Origin of the sequence: Delftia sp. S65, from assembly GCF_016516495.1 — a bacterium.
GTDB lineage: Bacteria > Pseudomonadota > Gammaproteobacteria > Burkholderiales > Burkholderiaceae_C > Comamonas > Comamonas acidovorans.
Genome location: NZ_JACVUR010000002.1, coordinates 117,976 through 134,112 on the forward strand (window position 1 = coordinate 117,976; position 16,137 = coordinate 134,112).

At 67.9% G+C, this 16,137-nt stretch carries 13 protein-coding genes; 6 read left to right on the plus strand and 7 right to left on the minus strand.

Features of this window, described 5'->3' with window-relative positions; translation table 11 throughout:
• Positions 1 to 18: 18 nt before the first annotated feature.
• The 4 genes from IAE24_RS02460 to IAE24_RS02475 all read right to left on the minus strand — a co-directional run bounded on the left by IAE24_RS02460 (position 19) and on the right by IAE24_RS02475 (position 3,840).
• A complete protein-coding gene (locus IAE24_RS02460) occupies positions 19 to 798 on the minus strand; it encodes an ABC transporter ATP-binding protein (RefSeq protein WP_012202086.1) in 780 nt (259 codons plus the stop codon).
• Positions 798 to 1,682: an ABC transporter permease gene (locus IAE24_RS02465; RefSeq protein ID WP_013800044.1), complete on the minus strand. Its 885-nt coding sequence runs from the start codon at positions 1,680 to 1,682 to the stop codon at positions 798 to 800. Before IAE24_RS02465 ends, IAE24_RS02460 begins: the two co-directional genes overlap by 1 nt.
• Before the next feature lie 18 nt (positions 1,683 to 1,700).
• Positions 1,701 to 2,675 carry an ABC transporter substrate-binding protein gene (locus IAE24_RS02470; protein WP_199958794.1) on the minus strand — a complete coding sequence of 325 codons (975 nt, stop codon included), beginning with the start codon at positions 2,673 to 2,675 and terminating at the stop codon, positions 1,701 to 1,703.
• 274 nt (positions 2,676 to 2,949) lie between these two features.
• Entirely contained in the window at positions 2,950 to 3,840 is an 891-nt protein-coding gene (locus tag IAE24_RS02475) for a LysR substrate-binding domain-containing protein (protein WP_199958792.1), read from the minus strand.
• Positions 3,841 to 3,934: 94 nt separating this feature from the next.
• On the opposite strand from IAE24_RS02475, the gene IAE24_RS02480 reads away from it, so the two are divergent.
• The 3 genes from IAE24_RS02480 to IAE24_RS02490 all read left to right on the plus strand — a co-directional run bounded on the left by IAE24_RS02480 (position 3,935) and on the right by IAE24_RS02490 (position 8,490).
• Positions 3,935 to 5,176 (plus strand): CaiB/BaiF CoA transferase family protein, encoded by a 1,242-nt coding sequence (locus IAE24_RS02480; RefSeq protein WP_199958790.1) that lies wholly within the window; start codon positions 3,935 to 3,937, stop codon positions 5,174 to 5,176.
• A 10-nt stretch (positions 5,177 to 5,186) separates the two neighbouring features.
• The gene (locus IAE24_RS02485) at positions 5,187 to 6,338 is read left to right on the plus strand and encodes an acyl-CoA dehydrogenase family protein (RefSeq protein ID WP_199958788.1); all 1,152 of its coding nucleotides are present in this window, start codon (positions 5,187 to 5,189) and stop codon (positions 6,336 to 6,338) included.
• Positions 6,339 to 6,558: 220 nt separating this feature from the next.
• Complete coding sequence (locus IAE24_RS02490) at positions 6,559 to 8,490, plus strand: RecQ family ATP-dependent DNA helicase (RefSeq protein WP_043780224.1); 1,932 nt, start codon at positions 6,559 to 6,561, stop codon at positions 8,488 to 8,490.
• Positions 8,491 to 8,590: 100 nt separating this feature from the next.
• On the opposite strand, the gene IAE24_RS02495 is transcribed toward IAE24_RS02490, so the two are convergent.
• From IAE24_RS02495 to IAE24_RS02505, 3 genes are all read right to left on the minus strand, one after another.
• Positions 8,591 to 9,400 (minus strand): DUF4198 domain-containing protein, encoded by an 810-nt coding sequence (locus IAE24_RS02495; RefSeq protein WP_071953906.1) that lies wholly within the window; start codon positions 9,398 to 9,400, stop codon positions 8,591 to 8,593.
• A gap of 6 nt (positions 9,401 to 9,406) precedes the next feature.
• Positions 9,407 to 9,895, minus strand: a complete 489-nt coding sequence (locus tag IAE24_RS02500) for a hypothetical protein (RefSeq protein WP_012202078.1) — start codon at positions 9,893 to 9,895, stop codon at positions 9,407 to 9,409.
• A 172-nt stretch (positions 9,896 to 10,067) separates the two neighbouring features.
• Positions 10,068 to 12,488, minus strand: coding sequence for a TonB-dependent hemoglobin/transferrin/lactoferrin family receptor (locus IAE24_RS02505; RefSeq protein WP_199958786.1), 2,421 nt, complete (start codon positions 12,486 to 12,488; stop codon positions 10,068 to 10,070).
• Between the two features lie 278 nt (positions 12,489 to 12,766).
• On the opposite strand from IAE24_RS02505, the gene IAE24_RS02510 reads away from it, so the two are divergent.
• Genes IAE24_RS02510 through IAE24_RS02520 form a run of 3 tightly spaced genes read left to right on the plus strand, consistent with a single transcriptional unit; the run spans position 12,767 to position 16,114 of the window.
• Positions 12,767 to 14,140 carry an aspartate aminotransferase family protein gene (locus IAE24_RS02510; protein ID WP_034397609.1) on the plus strand — a complete coding sequence of 458 codons (1,374 nt, stop codon included), beginning with the start codon at positions 12,767 to 12,769 and terminating at the stop codon, positions 14,138 to 14,140.
• Between the two features lie 7 nt (positions 14,141 to 14,147).
• Complete coding sequence (locus IAE24_RS02515; RefSeq protein ID WP_199958784.1) at positions 14,148 to 15,221, plus strand: GNAT family N-acetyltransferase; 1,074 nt, start codon at positions 14,148 to 14,150, stop codon at positions 15,219 to 15,221.
• On the plus strand, positions 15,203 to 16,114 hold the full coding sequence (locus IAE24_RS02520) for a hypothetical protein (protein ID WP_013800035.1): 912 nt from the start codon (positions 15,203 to 15,205) through the stop codon (positions 16,112 to 16,114). Before IAE24_RS02515 ends, IAE24_RS02520 begins: the two co-directional genes overlap by 19 nt.
• The last annotated feature ends 23 nt before the right edge of the window (positions 16,115 to 16,137 follow it).

The window sequence follows — 16,137 nt, forward strand, 5'->3', positions numbered from 1 at the left end:
AGTGGTCATGGAAAAGCGTCAGTGTGCAGCAGCGGCCAGCGACTCTGCGCGAATCTCTTCGGTCAGCCGGGCTTTCAGCTCCATGAACTCGGGCGAGGTCTTGACCGTGTAGTGGCGCGGATGCGGCAGGTTCACGGGGATATCGGCCTTGATGCGGCCCGGCCGCGCGCTGAACACGGCCACGCGGTTGGCCATGAAGATGGCCTCGTCGATGTCGTGGGTGACGAACATCACGGTCTTGCGCTCGGCCTCCCAGATGCCCAGCAGCAGCTCCTGCATGAGCACGCGGGTCTGGTTGTCGAGTGCGCCGAAGGGCTCGTCCATGAGCAGGATCTTGGGATCGTTGGCCAGCGCGCGCGCAATGGCCGTGCGCTGCTGCATGCCGCCCGACAGCTGCTTGGGAAAGTGGTTCTCGAAGCCGCGCAGCCCCACCTTGGCGATGAAGTAGTCGCTGCGCTCCTTTTGCAGCGCCTCGCTCACGCCCTTCTCGCGCAGGCCGAAGCGGATGTTCTGGGCCACCGTCAGCCAGGGGAAAAGCGTGTAGCTCTGGAACACCATGCCCCGGTCGGCGCCCGGCCCGTCCACGGCGCGGCCGTCCAGCAGCACCTGGCCCGTGGTCGGGAAATCCAGCCCCGCCGCAATGCGCAGCATGGTGGACTTGCCGCAGCCCGAGGGGCCGAGGATGGTGACGAAGTCGTTCTCGCGGACCTCGAAATCCACAGGCAGCAAGGCCTGCGTGCTCGTGCCCTTGTGGCTGGTGAAGGTGCGCGAAACACCTTGAATGGACAGCAGATTCATCACAGGGTGCTCCACTCGAACATGCGACGGTTGACGGTCTTGAAGATGAAATCGGACACCAGGCCGATGAGGCCGATCACGATGATGCCGAAGATGATCTGGCCCGTGTTCAGCAGCGCCTGGCTGTCGGTGATCATGTGGCCGATGCCCGAGGACGAGCCGATCAGCTCGGCCACGATCACATAGGTCCAGGCCCAGCCCAGCACCAGGCGCAGCGTCTCGGCAATGCCGGGCGCGGCGCCCGGGATCAGCACGCGGCGCACCACGCCGGTGTTGGAGGCGCCCAGCGTGTAGGCGGCCTCCACCAGGTCCTTGCGCGCGCCGCCCACGGTGACGGCCACCATCAGCGTGATCTGGAACACCGAGCCGATGAAGATGACCAGCAGCTTCTGCGTCTCGCCCACGCCGGCCCACAGGATCAGCAGCGGGATGAAGGCCGAGGCCGGCAGGTAGCGGCAGAACGACACAAAGGGCTCGAAGAAGGCCTCGACCGGCTTCCAGGCGCCCATGGCAATGCCCAGGGGCACGGCCACGACCGAGGCCAGGATGAAGCCGCCCATCACGCGCCAGACCGTCATGCCGATGTCGTGCAGGAAGCCGTACTCGGTGAACAGCAGCACGCCCTCGCGCGCCATGGTCATGGGGCTGGCCAGGAAGGTCGGGGAGACGAAGCCGCCCAGCGTCACAGCCGCCCAGACGAGAAAGAACAGCACGAAGAAGGCCACACCCAGCACCCACTTGGCCGTGGGGCTGACGGGCTCCAGCGGCGCCATGCGGCGGCGGCGGACGGGGGCTGGCGCCGCGGCGGGCGCGGGAGCGTGCGGTGTGGCGTGGGTCATGGGCTTGTTAGCCGGCTGGACTGCGGAAGTGGATGCGGCTTGCATGGTCATCCCCTGGCGGGCTTACTGGATGAAGCTGGCGTCGTACATCACGCCATAGTTCTCGGGGATGGAGCGGATGATGCCGGCCTCCTTGAGGATCACGGCCGATTCCTTCATGAAGGGCACCAGCTCGTTGGCGAAGAATTTCTGGTTGGCTTCCTTGTCGGACCACTTCAGGTAGGAGGCCGACTTGCCGAACTGCTCGCCGCCCTGCTTGACGGCTGCGCCCATGATCTCGAAGGACTTGGCCTTGTCGGCCTCGATCATGGCCACCGCATCGAAATACGACTGGGCCAGGGCCTTGGCGGCGGCCGCGTTGGCCTTGAGCCACTTGGGATCGCAGCCCACCGTGTCCATGACCATGGGGTAGTCGATGGTGGTGGCCAGGATCTTGCCCGCGGCCGGATTGGCGCGGATGGTGGACAGGTAGGGCTCGTAGCTCATGGCCGCATCGTTCTGGCCGGCCACGAAGGCCTGGGCCGCGGGCTGGGGCTCCAGCGAGACGGTCTTCACATCCTTCATGGTCATGCCGTTCTTGTGCAGCATCCAGGCCAGGCCGAAGTACGGCGCCGTGCCCGGCGCGCTCACGGCCACGGTCTTGCCCTTGAGGTCGGCAAAGCCCTTGACGTCATTGCGCACGGCGATGCCGTCGGCCCCATAGGACTTGTCCATCTGGAAGATCTGCACGATGGGCACGCCGTTCGTGTTCCAGGCCACATGCGTCTCGATGGTGGTGGCCGCGCACTGGATGGCGCCCGAGGCCAGGGCCAGGTGGCGGTCCTTCTGCGGAATCATCTTCAGGTCCACCGCCAGGCCGTTCTTCTTGAAGATGCCGGCCTTGTCGGCCAGGGTCAGCGGCGCGAAGCCGGTCCAGCCCGACATGCCCAGGGTGATCTTGGTCTCCTGCGCGGCAGCGGGCTGCAGTGCGGCGGCAAGGCAGAGGGCGGCGGCCAGCGGCCCCAGGGGCAGGCGGCGGAACGTGGGGATCGAACTCATGTGGCACTCCTCGGTCGGGAAAGCAAGTTGGCGATGGCAGTTTCGGGGTCCGCAGGCAGACCAGTGCGGGAGCCCGAAGTGTGTTTTTGCCGACCGGACATGTATATACAGGATTACCCGGCAAACCGGTGATGGAGCGAGCATCCTGCATCTACCTGCGATCAACACGGAGAGCAACAGCAAATGCCGTGCCAACCAAGCTTGTCCATACAACCTGGGGAAAATCCCGGGTAACAGCTCACCACCGTGGTGCATGCCCCGGGGCTGCGCGCCGCTACGGTGCAATCACGGCACGTGCCACCTTCAAGAACGGTGCAATCAGCGGCGAGGCATTGCCCGCCGGCACGGCCAGCACCACGCCCTGGGGGGCCACGCGGCCCCGGATGCGGCGGCAGGCCAGGCGCTGGCCATCGTGGGCGCGGTCCACCACCGGCCGCGTGGTCAGCACGCTCAGCCCGTGGCCGTTGGCCACCATGGAGCGCAGCATTTCGATGGAGGCGAACTCATGGGCCACCAGCGGCGTCACGCCGGCCTCGCGGAACAGCGACAGGAAATACTCGCGGCTGTGCGGCAGGTTGATCAGCACCAGCGGGTAGCGGGCCATCTCGGCCAACCCCACGCTGGTCCTGGCCGCCAGCGCATGGCGCTGCGGCAGCAGCACATAGGGCGGCAGCGCCGCCACGGGCAGCAGCTCCATGCGGGGACGCGCCAGGCCCGTGTCGTACTGCAGGGCCGCATCGAGCTCGCCGCGCTCCACCTGCTGCGTGAGCGAGGCGATATCGCCCTCCACCAGCTCCAGCGCAATGCCGGGGTGCAGGCGCTGCATCTGCGCCAGCAGGGCCGGCACCCAGCGCGCGCCCAGCGTGCTCAGAAAACCCAGGCGCAGCACACCAGCCATCGCCGCCGTGCGCGGCCCCTGCAGGCTGCGTGCGCCGTCCAGCAGCGCCTGGGCCTCGCGGCTGCGCACCGCGCCGGCCGCCGTGAGATCCAGTCCCCTGGCATGGCGGCGCACGAACAGCGCCTCGCCCCACAGCGCCTCCAGGTCGGCAATCGCCTTGGAGATGGACGGCTGGGACACGCCGATGGCCTCGGCCGCGCGCGCCGTGCTGCCATGGCGTGCGGCGGCCACGAAATACTCCAGCTGGCGCAGGCTGATTTGGATCATTTTTTTGAATGCAATGAATCAGGAATGAATATTTTCCATTGATTCAATCACGCGCCAGCATGCAGCCATAGACCACCCGTCCAAGGCTGCCCCCATGACCGAGTCCACCCCCCTTACCGCCCGCCCGCTGGACGGCGTGCGCATTCTCGACTTCACGCGCGTGCTGGCCGGGCCGCTGTCCACGGCCCTGCTGGCCGACCTGGGCGCCGAGGTCGTCAAGATCGAGCCGCCGCAGGGCGACGACTACCGCGCCATCGGCCCCATGAACAACGGCGAAAGCGCGCTGTTCACGGTGATGAACCGCAACAAGCAAAGCCTGGTGCTGGACCTCAAGCACCCCGAGGCCACGGCCCTGGTCCACGAGATGGCGGCCCAGGCCGACGTGGTGGTGGAGAACTTCCGGCCCGGCGTGGCCGAGCGCCTGGGCATAGGCGCAAGCCAGTTGCGGGCGCTCAATCCGCGCCTGGTCTATGTCAGCGTCTCGGGCTTCGGGCAGACCGGGCCGCTGGCCCACCGGCCGGCCTACGACATCATCGTGCAGGCCATGAGCGGCCTCATGGAGGCCACGGGCGAGCCCGATGGCGCGCCCACCGTGGTGGGCGAGGCCGTCAGCGACGTGGTGGCCGGCCTGTTCGCCTCCTGGGCCACGCTGGCCGCGCTGCTGCAGGCCCGCGCCACGGGACAGGGCCAGCAGGTGGACGTGGCCATGTTCGACACCACGCTGAGTTTTCTGGCCACCTCGGTGGCGCGCTACCTGTTCACGGGCCGGCCCGCGCGCCGCGTAGGCAACCGCCATCCGCTGTCCGCGCCGTTCGGCGTGTACCGCGCAGGCGACGGCCACTTCGCGCTGGCCGTGCTCAACAACAAGCTGTTCGCCGCCGCCCTGCAGGCCATGGAGCTGGGCAGCCTGGCCGGCGACCCGCGCTTTGCCAGCGATGAATCACGCTCGGCCCACGAACCCGCGCTGCGCGAGGCCATCGAGGCCTGGGCCGGCCGGCATGAAGTGGCGCAGGTGGTGGCCGCGCTGGATGCGGCCGGCGTGCCCGCCGCCCCCATCTGGAACATTGCCCAGGCGCTGGAGTCGCCCCAGAGCCAGGCGCGCGGCCTGCTCGGCGCGGTGCAGGACCCGCGCCTGCCCGGCCTGCGCCTGCCCACCCAGCCCGTGCATTTCAGCGGCGCCGCACCCAACCGCGCCGAGCGCGCACCGGCCCTGGGCGAGCACACCGAGGCCCTGCTCTCGCAGTGGCTGGGCCGGGGCGCCGAAGCCATTGCCACGCTGCGCGCATCCGGTGCCCTGGGCACTGCAGGCGCGGCCCCCTCTTTCCCATCACATTGAGCGAACCTCCATGAACTTTCAACGACTGGGCACCACCGCCGACGACCACGCCATTGCCGATGCCGTGGCCCGATTTGCCGACGACGCGCTGGCGCCCTTGGCGCAGCGCATGGACGAAGAGGCACTGTCCGCCACCTGCCATGTACCGGGCCTGTCGGCCCTGGGCGTGATGGGCATGAGCCTGCCCGAGGCCCTGGGCGGCCCCGGCGTCACGCCCACGGCCATGCTGCTGTCCCTGGTGGCCATCTCACGCGCCTGCGCGGCCACCTCGTCCATGATCGGCGCCCACTACCTGGGCACGGACGCCGTACTCATCGGCGGCGACGACGCCCAGCGCCAGCAGTGGCTGCCGCGCTGCGCCAGCGGCCAATGGCTGGCCGCCTTTGCGCTGACCGAGCCGCGCGGCGGCTCGCACCCGGCCGACATGCGCACGCGCGCCGTGCGCGATGGGGACGACTATCTGATCACGGGCGTCAAGCACTTCATCTCCAACGCCGCCGAGGCACGCTTCATGGTGGTCTTCGCCAAGACCGACATGGAGGCCGGCGCGCGCGGCGTCAGCGCCTTCATCGTGCCGCGCGATCTGCCCGGCATCCAGATCTCGGCGCCCGAAAAACTCATGGGCATCCGCGGCGGCCATGCCTTCGAGGTCTCGCTGGACGGCGTGCGCGTGCCTGCCAGCCACCGGCTGGGCGCCGAGGGCACAGGCTTCAAGACGGCGATGAAGGTGCTGGACAACAGCCGCCTGGACGTGGCGGCCACCGCCCTGGGCGTGGCCGAGGCCGCCCTGGCCGCCGCCGCGCAATGGGCCAGTCAGCGCCTGGTCGGCGGCGAGCCACTGGCCACCAAACAGGGCATCCAGTGGAAGTTGGCCGACATGAAGCTGCGCCTGGAGGCATCGTGGGCACTGACCATGCAGGCCCTGGCCTTGCGCCAGGCCGGCCAGCCCTTCACCCAGCACTCGGCCATGGCCAAGCTCCATGCCTCGGAAATGGTGGGCTTCGTCACCGACGAGGCCCTGCAGATCCACGGCGGCTACGGCTACACGCGCGAAATGCCGCTGGAGCGCCTGGTGCGCGATGCGCGCATTCTGCGCATCTACGAGGGCTCGTCCGAAGTGCAGCGCAGCATCATTGCGCGCGGGGTGCTGGGCGGCAGCTGAATGCAGCAGCGGGTGGCTAGGAGAAATCTGAAAATGGCACCCTCGCGCCCGGAAAAGGCCGTTGATGCAGAGCGGCTCAAACCCCAGGTCTTCCCTGGACCTTGCGAGGGGGCGCAAAATGGCGGCTGTTGCGGCCTTCGGGCCGCAGCGCATTTTTTGCGGGAAGCGCCCGCATCCCGCTCCCTCCCGCGCCAGCCGCCTCTGCCGAAAGAAGTCCCCGTTGTCCGCCGCGCATTCCGTCCTGCAAGCCGTGTTCGGCTACGAACAATTCCGCGGTCCGCAGGAAGCCATCGTCTCGCACGTGGTCGCCGGCGGCGATGCGCTGGTGCTCATGCCCACGGGCGGCGGCAAGAGCCTGTGCTACCAGGTGCCGGCCATCGTGCGCCAGCAGCAGGGCCACGGCGTGGCGGTGGTGGTGTCGCCGCTGATCGCGCTCATGCACGACCAGGTGGGCGCGCTGCACGAGGCCGGTGTCAGCGCGGCCTACCTGAACTCCACGCTGTCCTATGACGAGACGCAGGAAGTCGAATGGCGCCTGCAAAGCGGCGACATCACCCTGCTGTATGCCGCGCCCGAGCGCCTGAACACGCCGCGCTTCCTGGGCCTGCTCGACGACCTGCACGCCCAGGGCAAGCTGTCGCTGTTCGCCATCGACGAGGCGCACTGCGTGAGCCAGTGGGGCCATGACTTCCGGCCCGAATACCGCGCGCTGAGCGTGCTGCACGAGCGCTATGCGGGCGTGCCGCGCATTGCGCTCACGGCCACGGCCGACGCGCTGACGCGCGCCGACATCGTCGAGCGGCTGCAGCTGGAGAGCGCACGGCACTTCGTCAGCAGCTTCGACCGCCCCAACATCCGCTACCGCATCGCCGAGAAGAAGGACGTCAGCAACCAGCTGCTGCGCTTCATCGAGCGCGAGCACGAGGGCGAGGCCGGCGTGGTCTATTGCCAGTCGCGCAAGCGCGTGGAGGAGCTGGCCCAGACGCTGAGCCAGGCCGGCGTGCCCGCCCTGCCCTACCACGCGGGCCTGCCCTTCGAGACGCGCCAGCTGCACCAGGACCGCTTTCTGCGCGAGGACGGCATCGTCATCGTCGCCACCATCGCCTTCGGCATGGGCATCAACAAGCCCGATGTGCGCTTCGTGGCCCACGTGGACATGCCCAAGAACATCGAGGGCTACTACCAGGAAACCGGCCGCGCAGGCCGCGACGGGCTGCCCGCCGATGCCTGGATGGCCTACGGCCTGTCCGACGTGGTCAACCAGCGCCGCATGATCGACGAAAGCCCGGCCGAGGACACCTTCAAGCAGGTCATGCGCGGCAAGCTCGATGCCCTGCTGGGCCTGGCCGAGGCCACGGACTGCCGCCGCGTGCGGCTGCTGGCCTACTTCGGCGAGCAGTACGGCCTGGGCGCACCGGGAGAAGACGCAGAGACGGACCTTGAAGGCCGGCCTCTGCAGCGCGTGGCAAAGACCGCCTGCGGCAACTGCGACAACTGCATGGAGCCCCCGGCCCTGTGGGATGGCACGGACGCCGCGCGCAAGCTGCTGTCCACCATCTACCGCGTGCACGAGGCCAGCCAGCTGACCTTTGGCGCAGGCCACATCATGGACGTGCTGCGCGGCAAGGACACCGAGAAGGTGCGCCAGTACGGCCACGACAAGATCTCCACCTTCGGCCTGGGCAAGGACTACAGCGAGCCCCAGCTGCGCGGCGTGATGCGCCAGCTGCTGGCCACGGGCGCCCTGGGCCTGCACAAGATCACCAGCGAGAACAGCGGCCACAGCTTCGACACCCTGTGCCTGGCCGATGGCTCGCGCGACGTGCTGCGCGGCAACGTCCCCGTGCAGCTGCGCGAGGCCGTGGCCGCGCCACGCACGCGCACCTCCAAGCGCGCCACCCAGCCCAACGCGGCCGCTGCCAGCCTGGGCCCCGATGCCCAGGTGCGCTTCATCAATCTCAAGGCCTGGCGCGCCGAGGTCGCGCGCGAGCACAACCTGCCCGCCTACGTGATCTTCCACGACGCCACGCTGGCCGCCATTGCCGAACGCAACCCGGCATCGCTGGACGACCTGCAGGGCATCAGCGGCATGGGCGCCAAGAAGCTGGACGCCTATGGCGCCGAAGTGCTGCGGGTGGTGGCCACGGGCTGAGGCGCATCGCCCTCATGCACATCGCATGGGGCTGGGCTTCACCATGAGAAAAGGCCTGCACCTCCATGGCGGCAGGCCTTTTTCGTGAAACCGGAACCCCTTACTGCGCCAGCACCCTGAAGGTCAGCGTGTAGTTGTTGCCGTACTGCGGCGCGGCGGCGCCAGCGGGGGCGTCGGCGCGGTAGCGCACCAGGGCCAGGTAGATGCCGGACTTGGGCAGGGCGTAGGAGATGCGGCCCTCGCCATCGGTGGTCAGTGCATCCACGCTGTGCTGGCTCGCCAGGTCCATGGCCGAGCGGAAGATTTCCACCTTCTGCGCGGCCAGCGGCTTGCCGTCGTATTGCACGGTGAAGTCGAACTTCTCGCCCGCGAACAGGTCGGCGGGATGCGTGACGGGCACGATCTCCAGGCCCTTGCCTGAGGGCGCGAGTGCGGCCCGGCTGGGCTTGCCCACCGTGATGTAGGTCTCGGAGACCGACAGCGATTGGTAGTGGCTCAGCAGCTTGGCATCGGCCGGCGTGGGCGTGGCGGGATCACGCGCGGTCTCGACCTTGCCGTTGCGCTCCCACGAACGGAAGACGGCGCCCAGGCGCGGGCCGGTGCTCACGCGGTAGGTGCCCTTCTCGTCGGGCAGTTGGTGCTCGGCCACGGTGCGAGTCTTGAACTGGCGCACATCGGCCATGGGCGTGACCGAGCCGTCGGGCGCCGTCACGGTGAAGCGCGTTTCGCCAAAAGCCACTTCGGGGATGAAGAACTTGTCGGCAAAGCTGGCGTCCACGCTGATGACGGCCCGGGGCGAAGCCTCGAAGCTGGTGGGCAGCAGGTAGGGCGTGTGGGCCTGGGCGGAGATGCACACGGCCGACAGCAGCGGCAGCCACCAGGCCAAGCGCTTGGATGGGGTTTTGGCCATGTCCGCTCAGGGCTTCTTGACGTCGTTCTTGTCCACGACGCCATCGGCATTGACGTCGGCTTCCTTGAAGCTGCGTTCGGCGATGGCCATGTCTTCTTCCACGGTGTATTTGCCGTCGCGGTTCCTGTCCACGATGCCGAAGCGCACATGGGCCTGCTTCATGGACTGGGCATAGCGCTCGTCGGGCTGGCGGCCCGCGTACTGCTGCTTGAGGCGGGCCTCGAACTCGTCCACGTACTCCTTCTCGCTGAGCCAGCCGTCGCCATTGGTGTCGCCGGCCAGGAAGCGCTGCTTGCGCACGGTGTCGTACTCCTGGCGCGTGACCACGCCATCACGGTTGGCGTCGTAGCTGCCCATGAAGGCAGACTGGCCATGCCCGCCCGCAGGCTGGGCCGGGCCGCTGGCGGACGGTGCCGTGGGCGATGCGCAGGCGGTGAGCAGGGCCGCCAGGCCGGCAGCGGCCAGCATGCGGTGGGACAGAGAGAACTCGATCATGAAACGACTCCTGAAGTAGGCAGATACAGCGGCGGCTGCGATGGTGGTGGAGGCTTTCCGGCCGACACCGCCGCTGTAGGGAAGGCCGGCCGGCCCCTGGAGAAACTCCTCGGATCCGCGCCACGCGGCAAGTGAAGGTGGCGTGGGTGCAATGGCATGGTGCGCAGGGTGCTCAGAACGCAACGTTCATGGACACGGCGAAGGTGCGGCCCGGGTTGCTCAGCAGCTCGATGTCGCGGCGGTCGCGCGCCACGCCGGGCTGCAGGCTGCGGGTGCTGGAATAGTCCCAGTAGCGCTTGTCGCCCAGGTTGTAAATGCCGGCGTTCAGGCGCACGTTCTTTGCGACCTGCCAGTAGCCGGCCAGGTCGAAGATGGCATAGCCGGGCACGCGGAACAGCTCGGTGGTCGAGTCGGTCAGGCCGGTGCCCGCGTTCTGGTAGCTGTCGCGGTTGGTGGCCACGGCCTGCTTGCCCGCGACGAAGGTGCCGGTCAGGTTCAGGCCCCATTGCCGGGCCGGTGCGTCATAGCCCACGCCGACGATGGCCTTGCGCGGCAGCACGCTGTCCAGCGGCACATCCTTGTCGCCTGCATAGTAGGACTTGGAGGTGCCGCGGCTGATGCCCAGCGCCCAGGTGGAGTACAGGCCCCTGGCGGCGGGCATCCACTGGCCGTGGTCCAGGCGCGCGCTGGCCTCGAAGCCGTAGATCTTTGCGCTGTCGCGGTTCTCGGCCTGGTAGATGGTGCCGATGTGGGCGGGCACGTTGACGAACAGGTCGGGACGGCCCGCGCGCAGGTAGCGCGTGTAGGCGATGAAGTCGGAGTACTTGGTATAGAAGACCGAGCTGTTGAAGGTCACGCCCGGCGTGGGCGACCCCTTGAGGCCGAAGTCGAAGGCATTGCTGCTTTCCTCCTTCAGGTTGGGGTTGCCGACCAGCGCGTACTGGTTGCCGGTGTTGTAGTTGCTGGCCATGTTCCACGAGCCGAAGATCTCGCCGGCCGAGGGCGCGCGCCCGCTGCGCTTGAACTGGGCATAGGCGCTGAACGTGGGCGTGAGGTCATAGACCAGGGCCAGGCTGGGGCTGAGGATGGTGTTGCCACGCGTGCCGCCGTAGAGCTTCTGGACATCGGCGGGCGTGAGCACGCCCGAGACGAAGTTGTCCAGGTCGCGTGTCTTGATCTCCACGCGGTCCACGCGCAGCGCGGGAATCAGCGCCAGGCGGCGGCCACCGGCCTGGAAACTGATCTCGTCCTGCAGGAAGGCGCCGTAGCGGCGGGTGGTGGTGTCGGGCTGGGGCTTCATGTTGCCGGACACGGCCCAGGGGCGCTCCGTGTCCTGTGTCGATGCATTCACGCCAAAGCTCAGGCGGTGGCGGTGGATGCGCTTGTCGCCCGTGCTCGAGAAACCCCAGGTGCGCGTCTCGTTGCCGGAGACGTTGTGCACCTTGGCGCCCGTGGCCAGCGTGGTGGTGTCGGTGACGTCGTTGGTGTCCGTGTTCTGGAAGTACAGCCGCGTGTCCAGCTGGTCCACCCAGGCGCCGGCCGGTGTCCACAGGTGCTGCAGCTGCAGCGTGTTGCGACTGGTGTCGCTGTTCTGGCGCGAGCTTTCGGTGATGCTGGTGTTGGTGGTGTCCCAGCCGTGGAAGGAGGTGTCGTTCTTGCGGCGGTACAGGTCGGCCGACAGCACCAGACGGTGGGCCGGGTTGATGCGCAGGCCGCCCTTGAGCAGCAGCGCGTTGGAGTTCCAGTCGTCGGGATAGCTGTTGACGATGGCGCTGTGGTTGCGCGTCTCGTGGCCGTCGCGGCGCGAGTAGGCGATCAGGCCATCGAGGTCGCCCGAGCGGCCAGCGGCCGTGAAGCTCTCGTTCCAGGAGCGGTCGGCCGTGTCGTGGCCGATCTTGCCGCCCAGGTAGGAGGTCTTGCCGCCCACCAGGTAGTCCTCGGCGGACTTGGTGCGAAAGCCCACCGAGCCGCCGATGCCACCGGCCGCGCGCCGCGCCGTGGTGGTGCCGGAGAGGATGTCCACGGCCGAGAACATCTCGGGGTCGATGAAGTCACGGCCCACGCCGAAGGTGTTGGCGCCGACACGGCTCACATAGGGGCGCGTGGTGGCGTCGGGCATCTCGACGCCGTCCACATCCATGCCGATGCGGTTGCCCTCGATGCCGCGGATGTTGTAGCCCGTGGTGCCCGAGCGGTCGAAGCTGCTGCGGTTGCGGCTGGTGCCCGAGGCCGTGCCCGGCGCGGAGACCAGGGGCTGGTAGCGCACCACGTCGGCCATGCTGCCGGCCTGCTCCAGCGCCGGGCCGCTGACGGTGGTGGAGGCGCCCGGCGTGCGCTGCACGGGCTCGGCTGCATCGACCACATCGACCTGGGCCAGCGCCTTGGTGGGAGCCTGTGCCATCAGCCGGGCCTCATCGTCCGCAGTCTGCACATGCGTCTGCGTCTGCGTCCGCGTCTGCGCCCAGGCGCCGGGCGAGGCCAGACCGATCACGGCGGCCTGCACGGCCACGGCCAGCAGGCTGGGCCGCAATGCCGGCGTACGCGAGGGATTGCGGGAGAGGGAGAGGAAAGACGAACGCGAAGACACAGCCATGGCGGGAATCGGGGAAAGAGGGTTGCTGGCTAGCTGCCGACCTGTCCGCGGAGTGCTCTTGCGAGACCATTGCTCCCCCCGTGTGTGATTGTTCCTGCTGGCTTTCCGCGATTCTCCCATCAATTGATAATGATTATCATTTGTTTTGTCTCATTTACGTCACAGGGGCCGATCCAGGCTCCGCGCGGGCCTCCTCCACAAACCCCACACAAAGACTCGACAGCGCAGCAAGATTGCCCGCTCACACTGCGGCGGCTGAATATCTGGAGCCCTTTGCTGTGATCAATAACGCCCAACTTCTGGCCGACGAAGCCAAGTACTGCTCGTTCGGGGATACCGTCCACTACGTCAACCCGCCCAAGATCTTCTCGGGCTGCGAAGGCAGCTACATGTACGACGAGGCCGGCACGCCCTACCTTGATCTGCAGATGTGGTATTCGGCCGTGAACTTCGGCTACAAGAACAAGCGCCTCGAGCAGAAGATGATCGAGCAGCTGCAGACCCTGCCCCAGGTCGCCAGCCAGTACCTGCACCCCACCAAGATCGAACTGGCCAAGTTCATCGCCCAGGATGCGGAGCGCAAGTGGGGCCATGCCGGCCGCGTGCACTTCAACGTGGGCGGCGCCCAGGCCATCGAGGACTCGCTCAAGGTCGTGCGCAACGCCAGCGGCGGCAAGAGCCTGATGTTCGCCTTCGAGGGCGGCTACCACGGTCGCACGCTGGGCGCCTCCAGCATCACCTCCAGCTACCGCTACCGCCGCCGCTACGGCCACTTCGGCGACCGCGCGCAGTTCATCCCCTTCCCCTACCCGTTCCGCCGCCCCAAGGGCATGACGTCCGAGGAATACGCGGACTCCATCGTCCGGGAATTCGCGCGCAAGTTCGAGAACGAATACCACGCTATCTGGGACCCCAAGACCAACCAGTGCGAGTACGCGGCCTTCTACGTCGAACCCATCCAGGGCACGGGCGGCTACGTCGTGCCGCCGCCCAACTTCTTCAAGGGCCTCAAGAAGGTGCTGGACGACCACGGCGTGCTGATGGTGGTCGATGAAATCCAGATGGGCTTCTGGCGCACCGGCACGCTGTGGTCGGTGGAGAACTTCGGCGTCAAGCCCGACGTGCTGGTCTTTGCCAAGGCGCTGACCAACGGCCTCAACGCCCTGTCGGGCCTGTGGGCGCGCGAGGAGCTGATCAACCCCACCATCTTCCCGCCGGGATCGACGCACTCCACCTTCGCCTCAAACCCGCTGGGCACGGCCCTGGGCCTGGAAGTCATGAAGATGACCCACGAGATGGACTTCGGCCGCCAGGTGCGCGAATCGGGCGCCTACTTCCTCGAAGGCCTCAAGGAGCTGCAAAAGCGCCACAAGGAAATCGGCGACGTGGACGGCCTGGGCCTGGCGCTGCGCGCCGAGATCTGCACCGAAGACGGTTTCACGCCCAACAAGGCGCTGCTGGACAAGATGGTGGACATCGGCCTCGAAGGCGGCCTGGAATACCAGGGCCAGAAACGCGGCCTGGTGCTGGACGTGGGCGGCTACTACAAGAACGTGATCACCTTCGCGCCCTCGCTGATGATCTCGCGCCCCGAGATCGACGAAGCCATGGTCCTGCTGGACCAGTTGCTCACGAAAGCCAAGGCGGCCTGAAGGCGCGATGCCCGCAGAGCGCCTGCACAACCAGCTCGAACCCCCAGGCCTGCTCGCGCAGTTCGCGGCCCATCCTCCCGAGGGCTTCGCACTGCTGCAGGACTGGCCGGCGCCGGCCTTCACGGCGCCCTTCGATCTTCTGACCACGGCGGACGACGCGCTCAAGGCGCGTCTTTTGTCGTTGCCCGGTGGCGGCTGGCTGTCGCGCCGGCTGCGCCTGTCCACCGACTTCGTGGGCACCACGGTCAGCGAGTACGCCGTGCTGCCCATGGGCACCCCTGCCGCCCAGCAGGCTGCCGCGCTGCGTGCGCGCGCAGGCCGGCGCATGCTGACCATCGTCAAGGACCTGCCTCAGGATTCACCGCTGCTGCCGGACGCCGACAACGCCCACGCACGGGCGCTGGCGCAGGCGCTGGCCGATGCGGGCTTCATCCTGGTCGAAGGCCAGGCCCTGGCCCATGTACCCATCGACTTCTCCAGCCTGGACGAATACCTTGCACGCCTGTCCAGGAGCCGCCGCCAGAACCTGCGCCGCAAGCTCAGGAGCCGCGCGCAGCTGCAGGTGCAGCGCATTCCCACGGGCGCGGCCTTTGCCGATGACGCCTGCGTCGATGCCTACTACGCGCTGTTCGATGCGGTGTATGCGCAAAGCGAGATCCACTTCGACAAACTCACGCGCGATTTCTTCGCGGCCCTGCTGCGCGATGCAGGCAACGGAGGCACCGTGTTCGAGTACCGCGCGCTGCAGGACGACGGCACGCCCGGCGCGCTGCTGGGCTGGAACCTGTGCTTCGAGCACGGCGGCAAGCTGATCGACAAGTACATCGGCCTGTCCTACCCGGCCGCGCGCGAGGCCAATCTCTACTTCGTGAGCTGGATGGTCAACCTTGAATACGCCATCGAACGCGGCCTGAGCCACTACGTGGCCGGCTGGACCGACCCCGAGGTCAAGGCCCAGCTGGGCGCCAGCTTCACCTTCACGCAGCATGCGGTCTTCATCCGCAATCCGCTGCTGCGCGCACTGGGCCGGCGCTTTGCCGGCCACTTCGAAAGCGATCGCCAATGGAGCGAACAGAACTGAATGCCCAGCCGGTCGTGCTGGATGTGGATGGCTCGGTGGGGACCCTGCCCGGCGAGCTGCGCCTGCCGCTGCAGGACTGGCAGGAGCAGGTGCGCTTTGGCTGCGGCCTGCGCCGCTTTGCGCAGTTCCGCGCGGCGCTTGACGCGCAACTGCCCGCCGCGCATGGCACGGCCCTCATGGGCAGTGGCGACTTCCACCACCTGAGCTGGCCGCTGATCGAGCGCTGCATCACCGCCCAGGCCCTGTCCGCAGGCCGGCCGCTGCGCGTGGTCGTGCTCGACAACCACCCCGACAACATGCGCTTTCCCTGGGGCGTGCACTGCGGCTCCTGGGTGCGGCGCGTGGCCCTGCATCCGGCCGTCTCGCATGTGCATGTGGCCGGCATCACCTCCGGCGACATCGGCCGCGCGCACGCCTGGGAGAACTACCTCACGCCGCTGCGCGCCGGCCGCCTGAGCTACTGGAGCGCAGGCGTGGACACGGGCTGGGCGCGCCGCCTGGGCGTGGACGCCGCCTTTCGCGGCTTTGCCAGCGTGGCCGACCTGTCGCGCACGCTGGCGCGCATGCTGCGCGAGCAGGCCCAGCCCACCTACCTGAGCATCGACAAGGACGTGTTCGCGCCCGAGGTGGTGCGCACCAACTGGGACCAGGGCCGCATGCAGGAAGGCGAGGCCCTGGACATCATCGGCGCACTGGCCGGCCAGATCGTGGGCAGCGATATCACGGGCGATGTGTCCTCCTGGCGCTACACGACCTGGTGGAAGCGCTGGATGAGCGCCGGAGACGGCCAGGACACGCAGATCGACGCGCAGACGCTGGCCACCTGGCAGCTGGGCCAGCATGCCTTCAACGAACGGCTGGTCGAATACATCCAGACCTGCACCAGCCCCTAGGATCCGTTCACACCCCGCATACC

Coding starts and splice junctions, on each gene's coding strand:
- IAE24_RS02485 (WP_199958788.1), top strand. CDS start 5,187: ATGAACTTTCAACGACTGGGCACCACCGCCGACGACCACGCCATTGCC.
- IAE24_RS02475 (WP_199958792.1), bottom strand. CDS start 3,840: ATGATCCAAATCAGCCTGCGCCAGCTGGAGTATTTCGTGGCCGCCGCA.
- IAE24_RS02520 (WP_013800035.1), top strand. CDS start 15,203: ATGGAGCGAACAGAACTGAATGCCCAGCCGGTCGTGCTGGATGTGGAT.
- IAE24_RS02515 (WP_199958784.1), top strand. CDS start 14,148: ATGCCCGCAGAGCGCCTGCACAACCAGCTCGAACCCCCAGGCCTGCTC.
- IAE24_RS02500 (WP_012202078.1), bottom strand. CDS start 9,895: ATGATCGAGTTCTCTCTGTCCCACCGCATGCTGGCCGCTGCCGGCCTG.
- IAE24_RS02505 (WP_199958786.1), bottom strand. CDS start 12,488: ATGGCTGTGTCTTCGCGTTCGTCTTTCCTCTCCCTCTCCCGCAATCCC.
- IAE24_RS02480 (WP_199958790.1), top strand. CDS start 3,935: ATGACCGAGTCCACCCCCCTTACCGCCCGCCCGCTGGACGGCGTGCGC.
- IAE24_RS02495 (WP_071953906.1), bottom strand. CDS start 9,400: ATGGCCAAAACCCCATCCAAGCGCTTGGCCTGGTGGCTGCCGCTGCTG.
- IAE24_RS02460 (WP_012202086.1), bottom strand. CDS start 798: ATGAATCTGCTGTCCATTCAAGGTGTTTCGCGCACCTTCACCAGCCAC.
- IAE24_RS02470 (WP_199958794.1), bottom strand. CDS start 2,675: ATGAGTTCGATCCCCACGTTCCGCCGCCTGCCCCTGGGGCCGCTGGCC.
- IAE24_RS02465 (WP_013800044.1), bottom strand. CDS start 1,682: ATGCAAGCCGCATCCACTTCCGCAGTCCAGCCGGCTAACAAGCCCATG.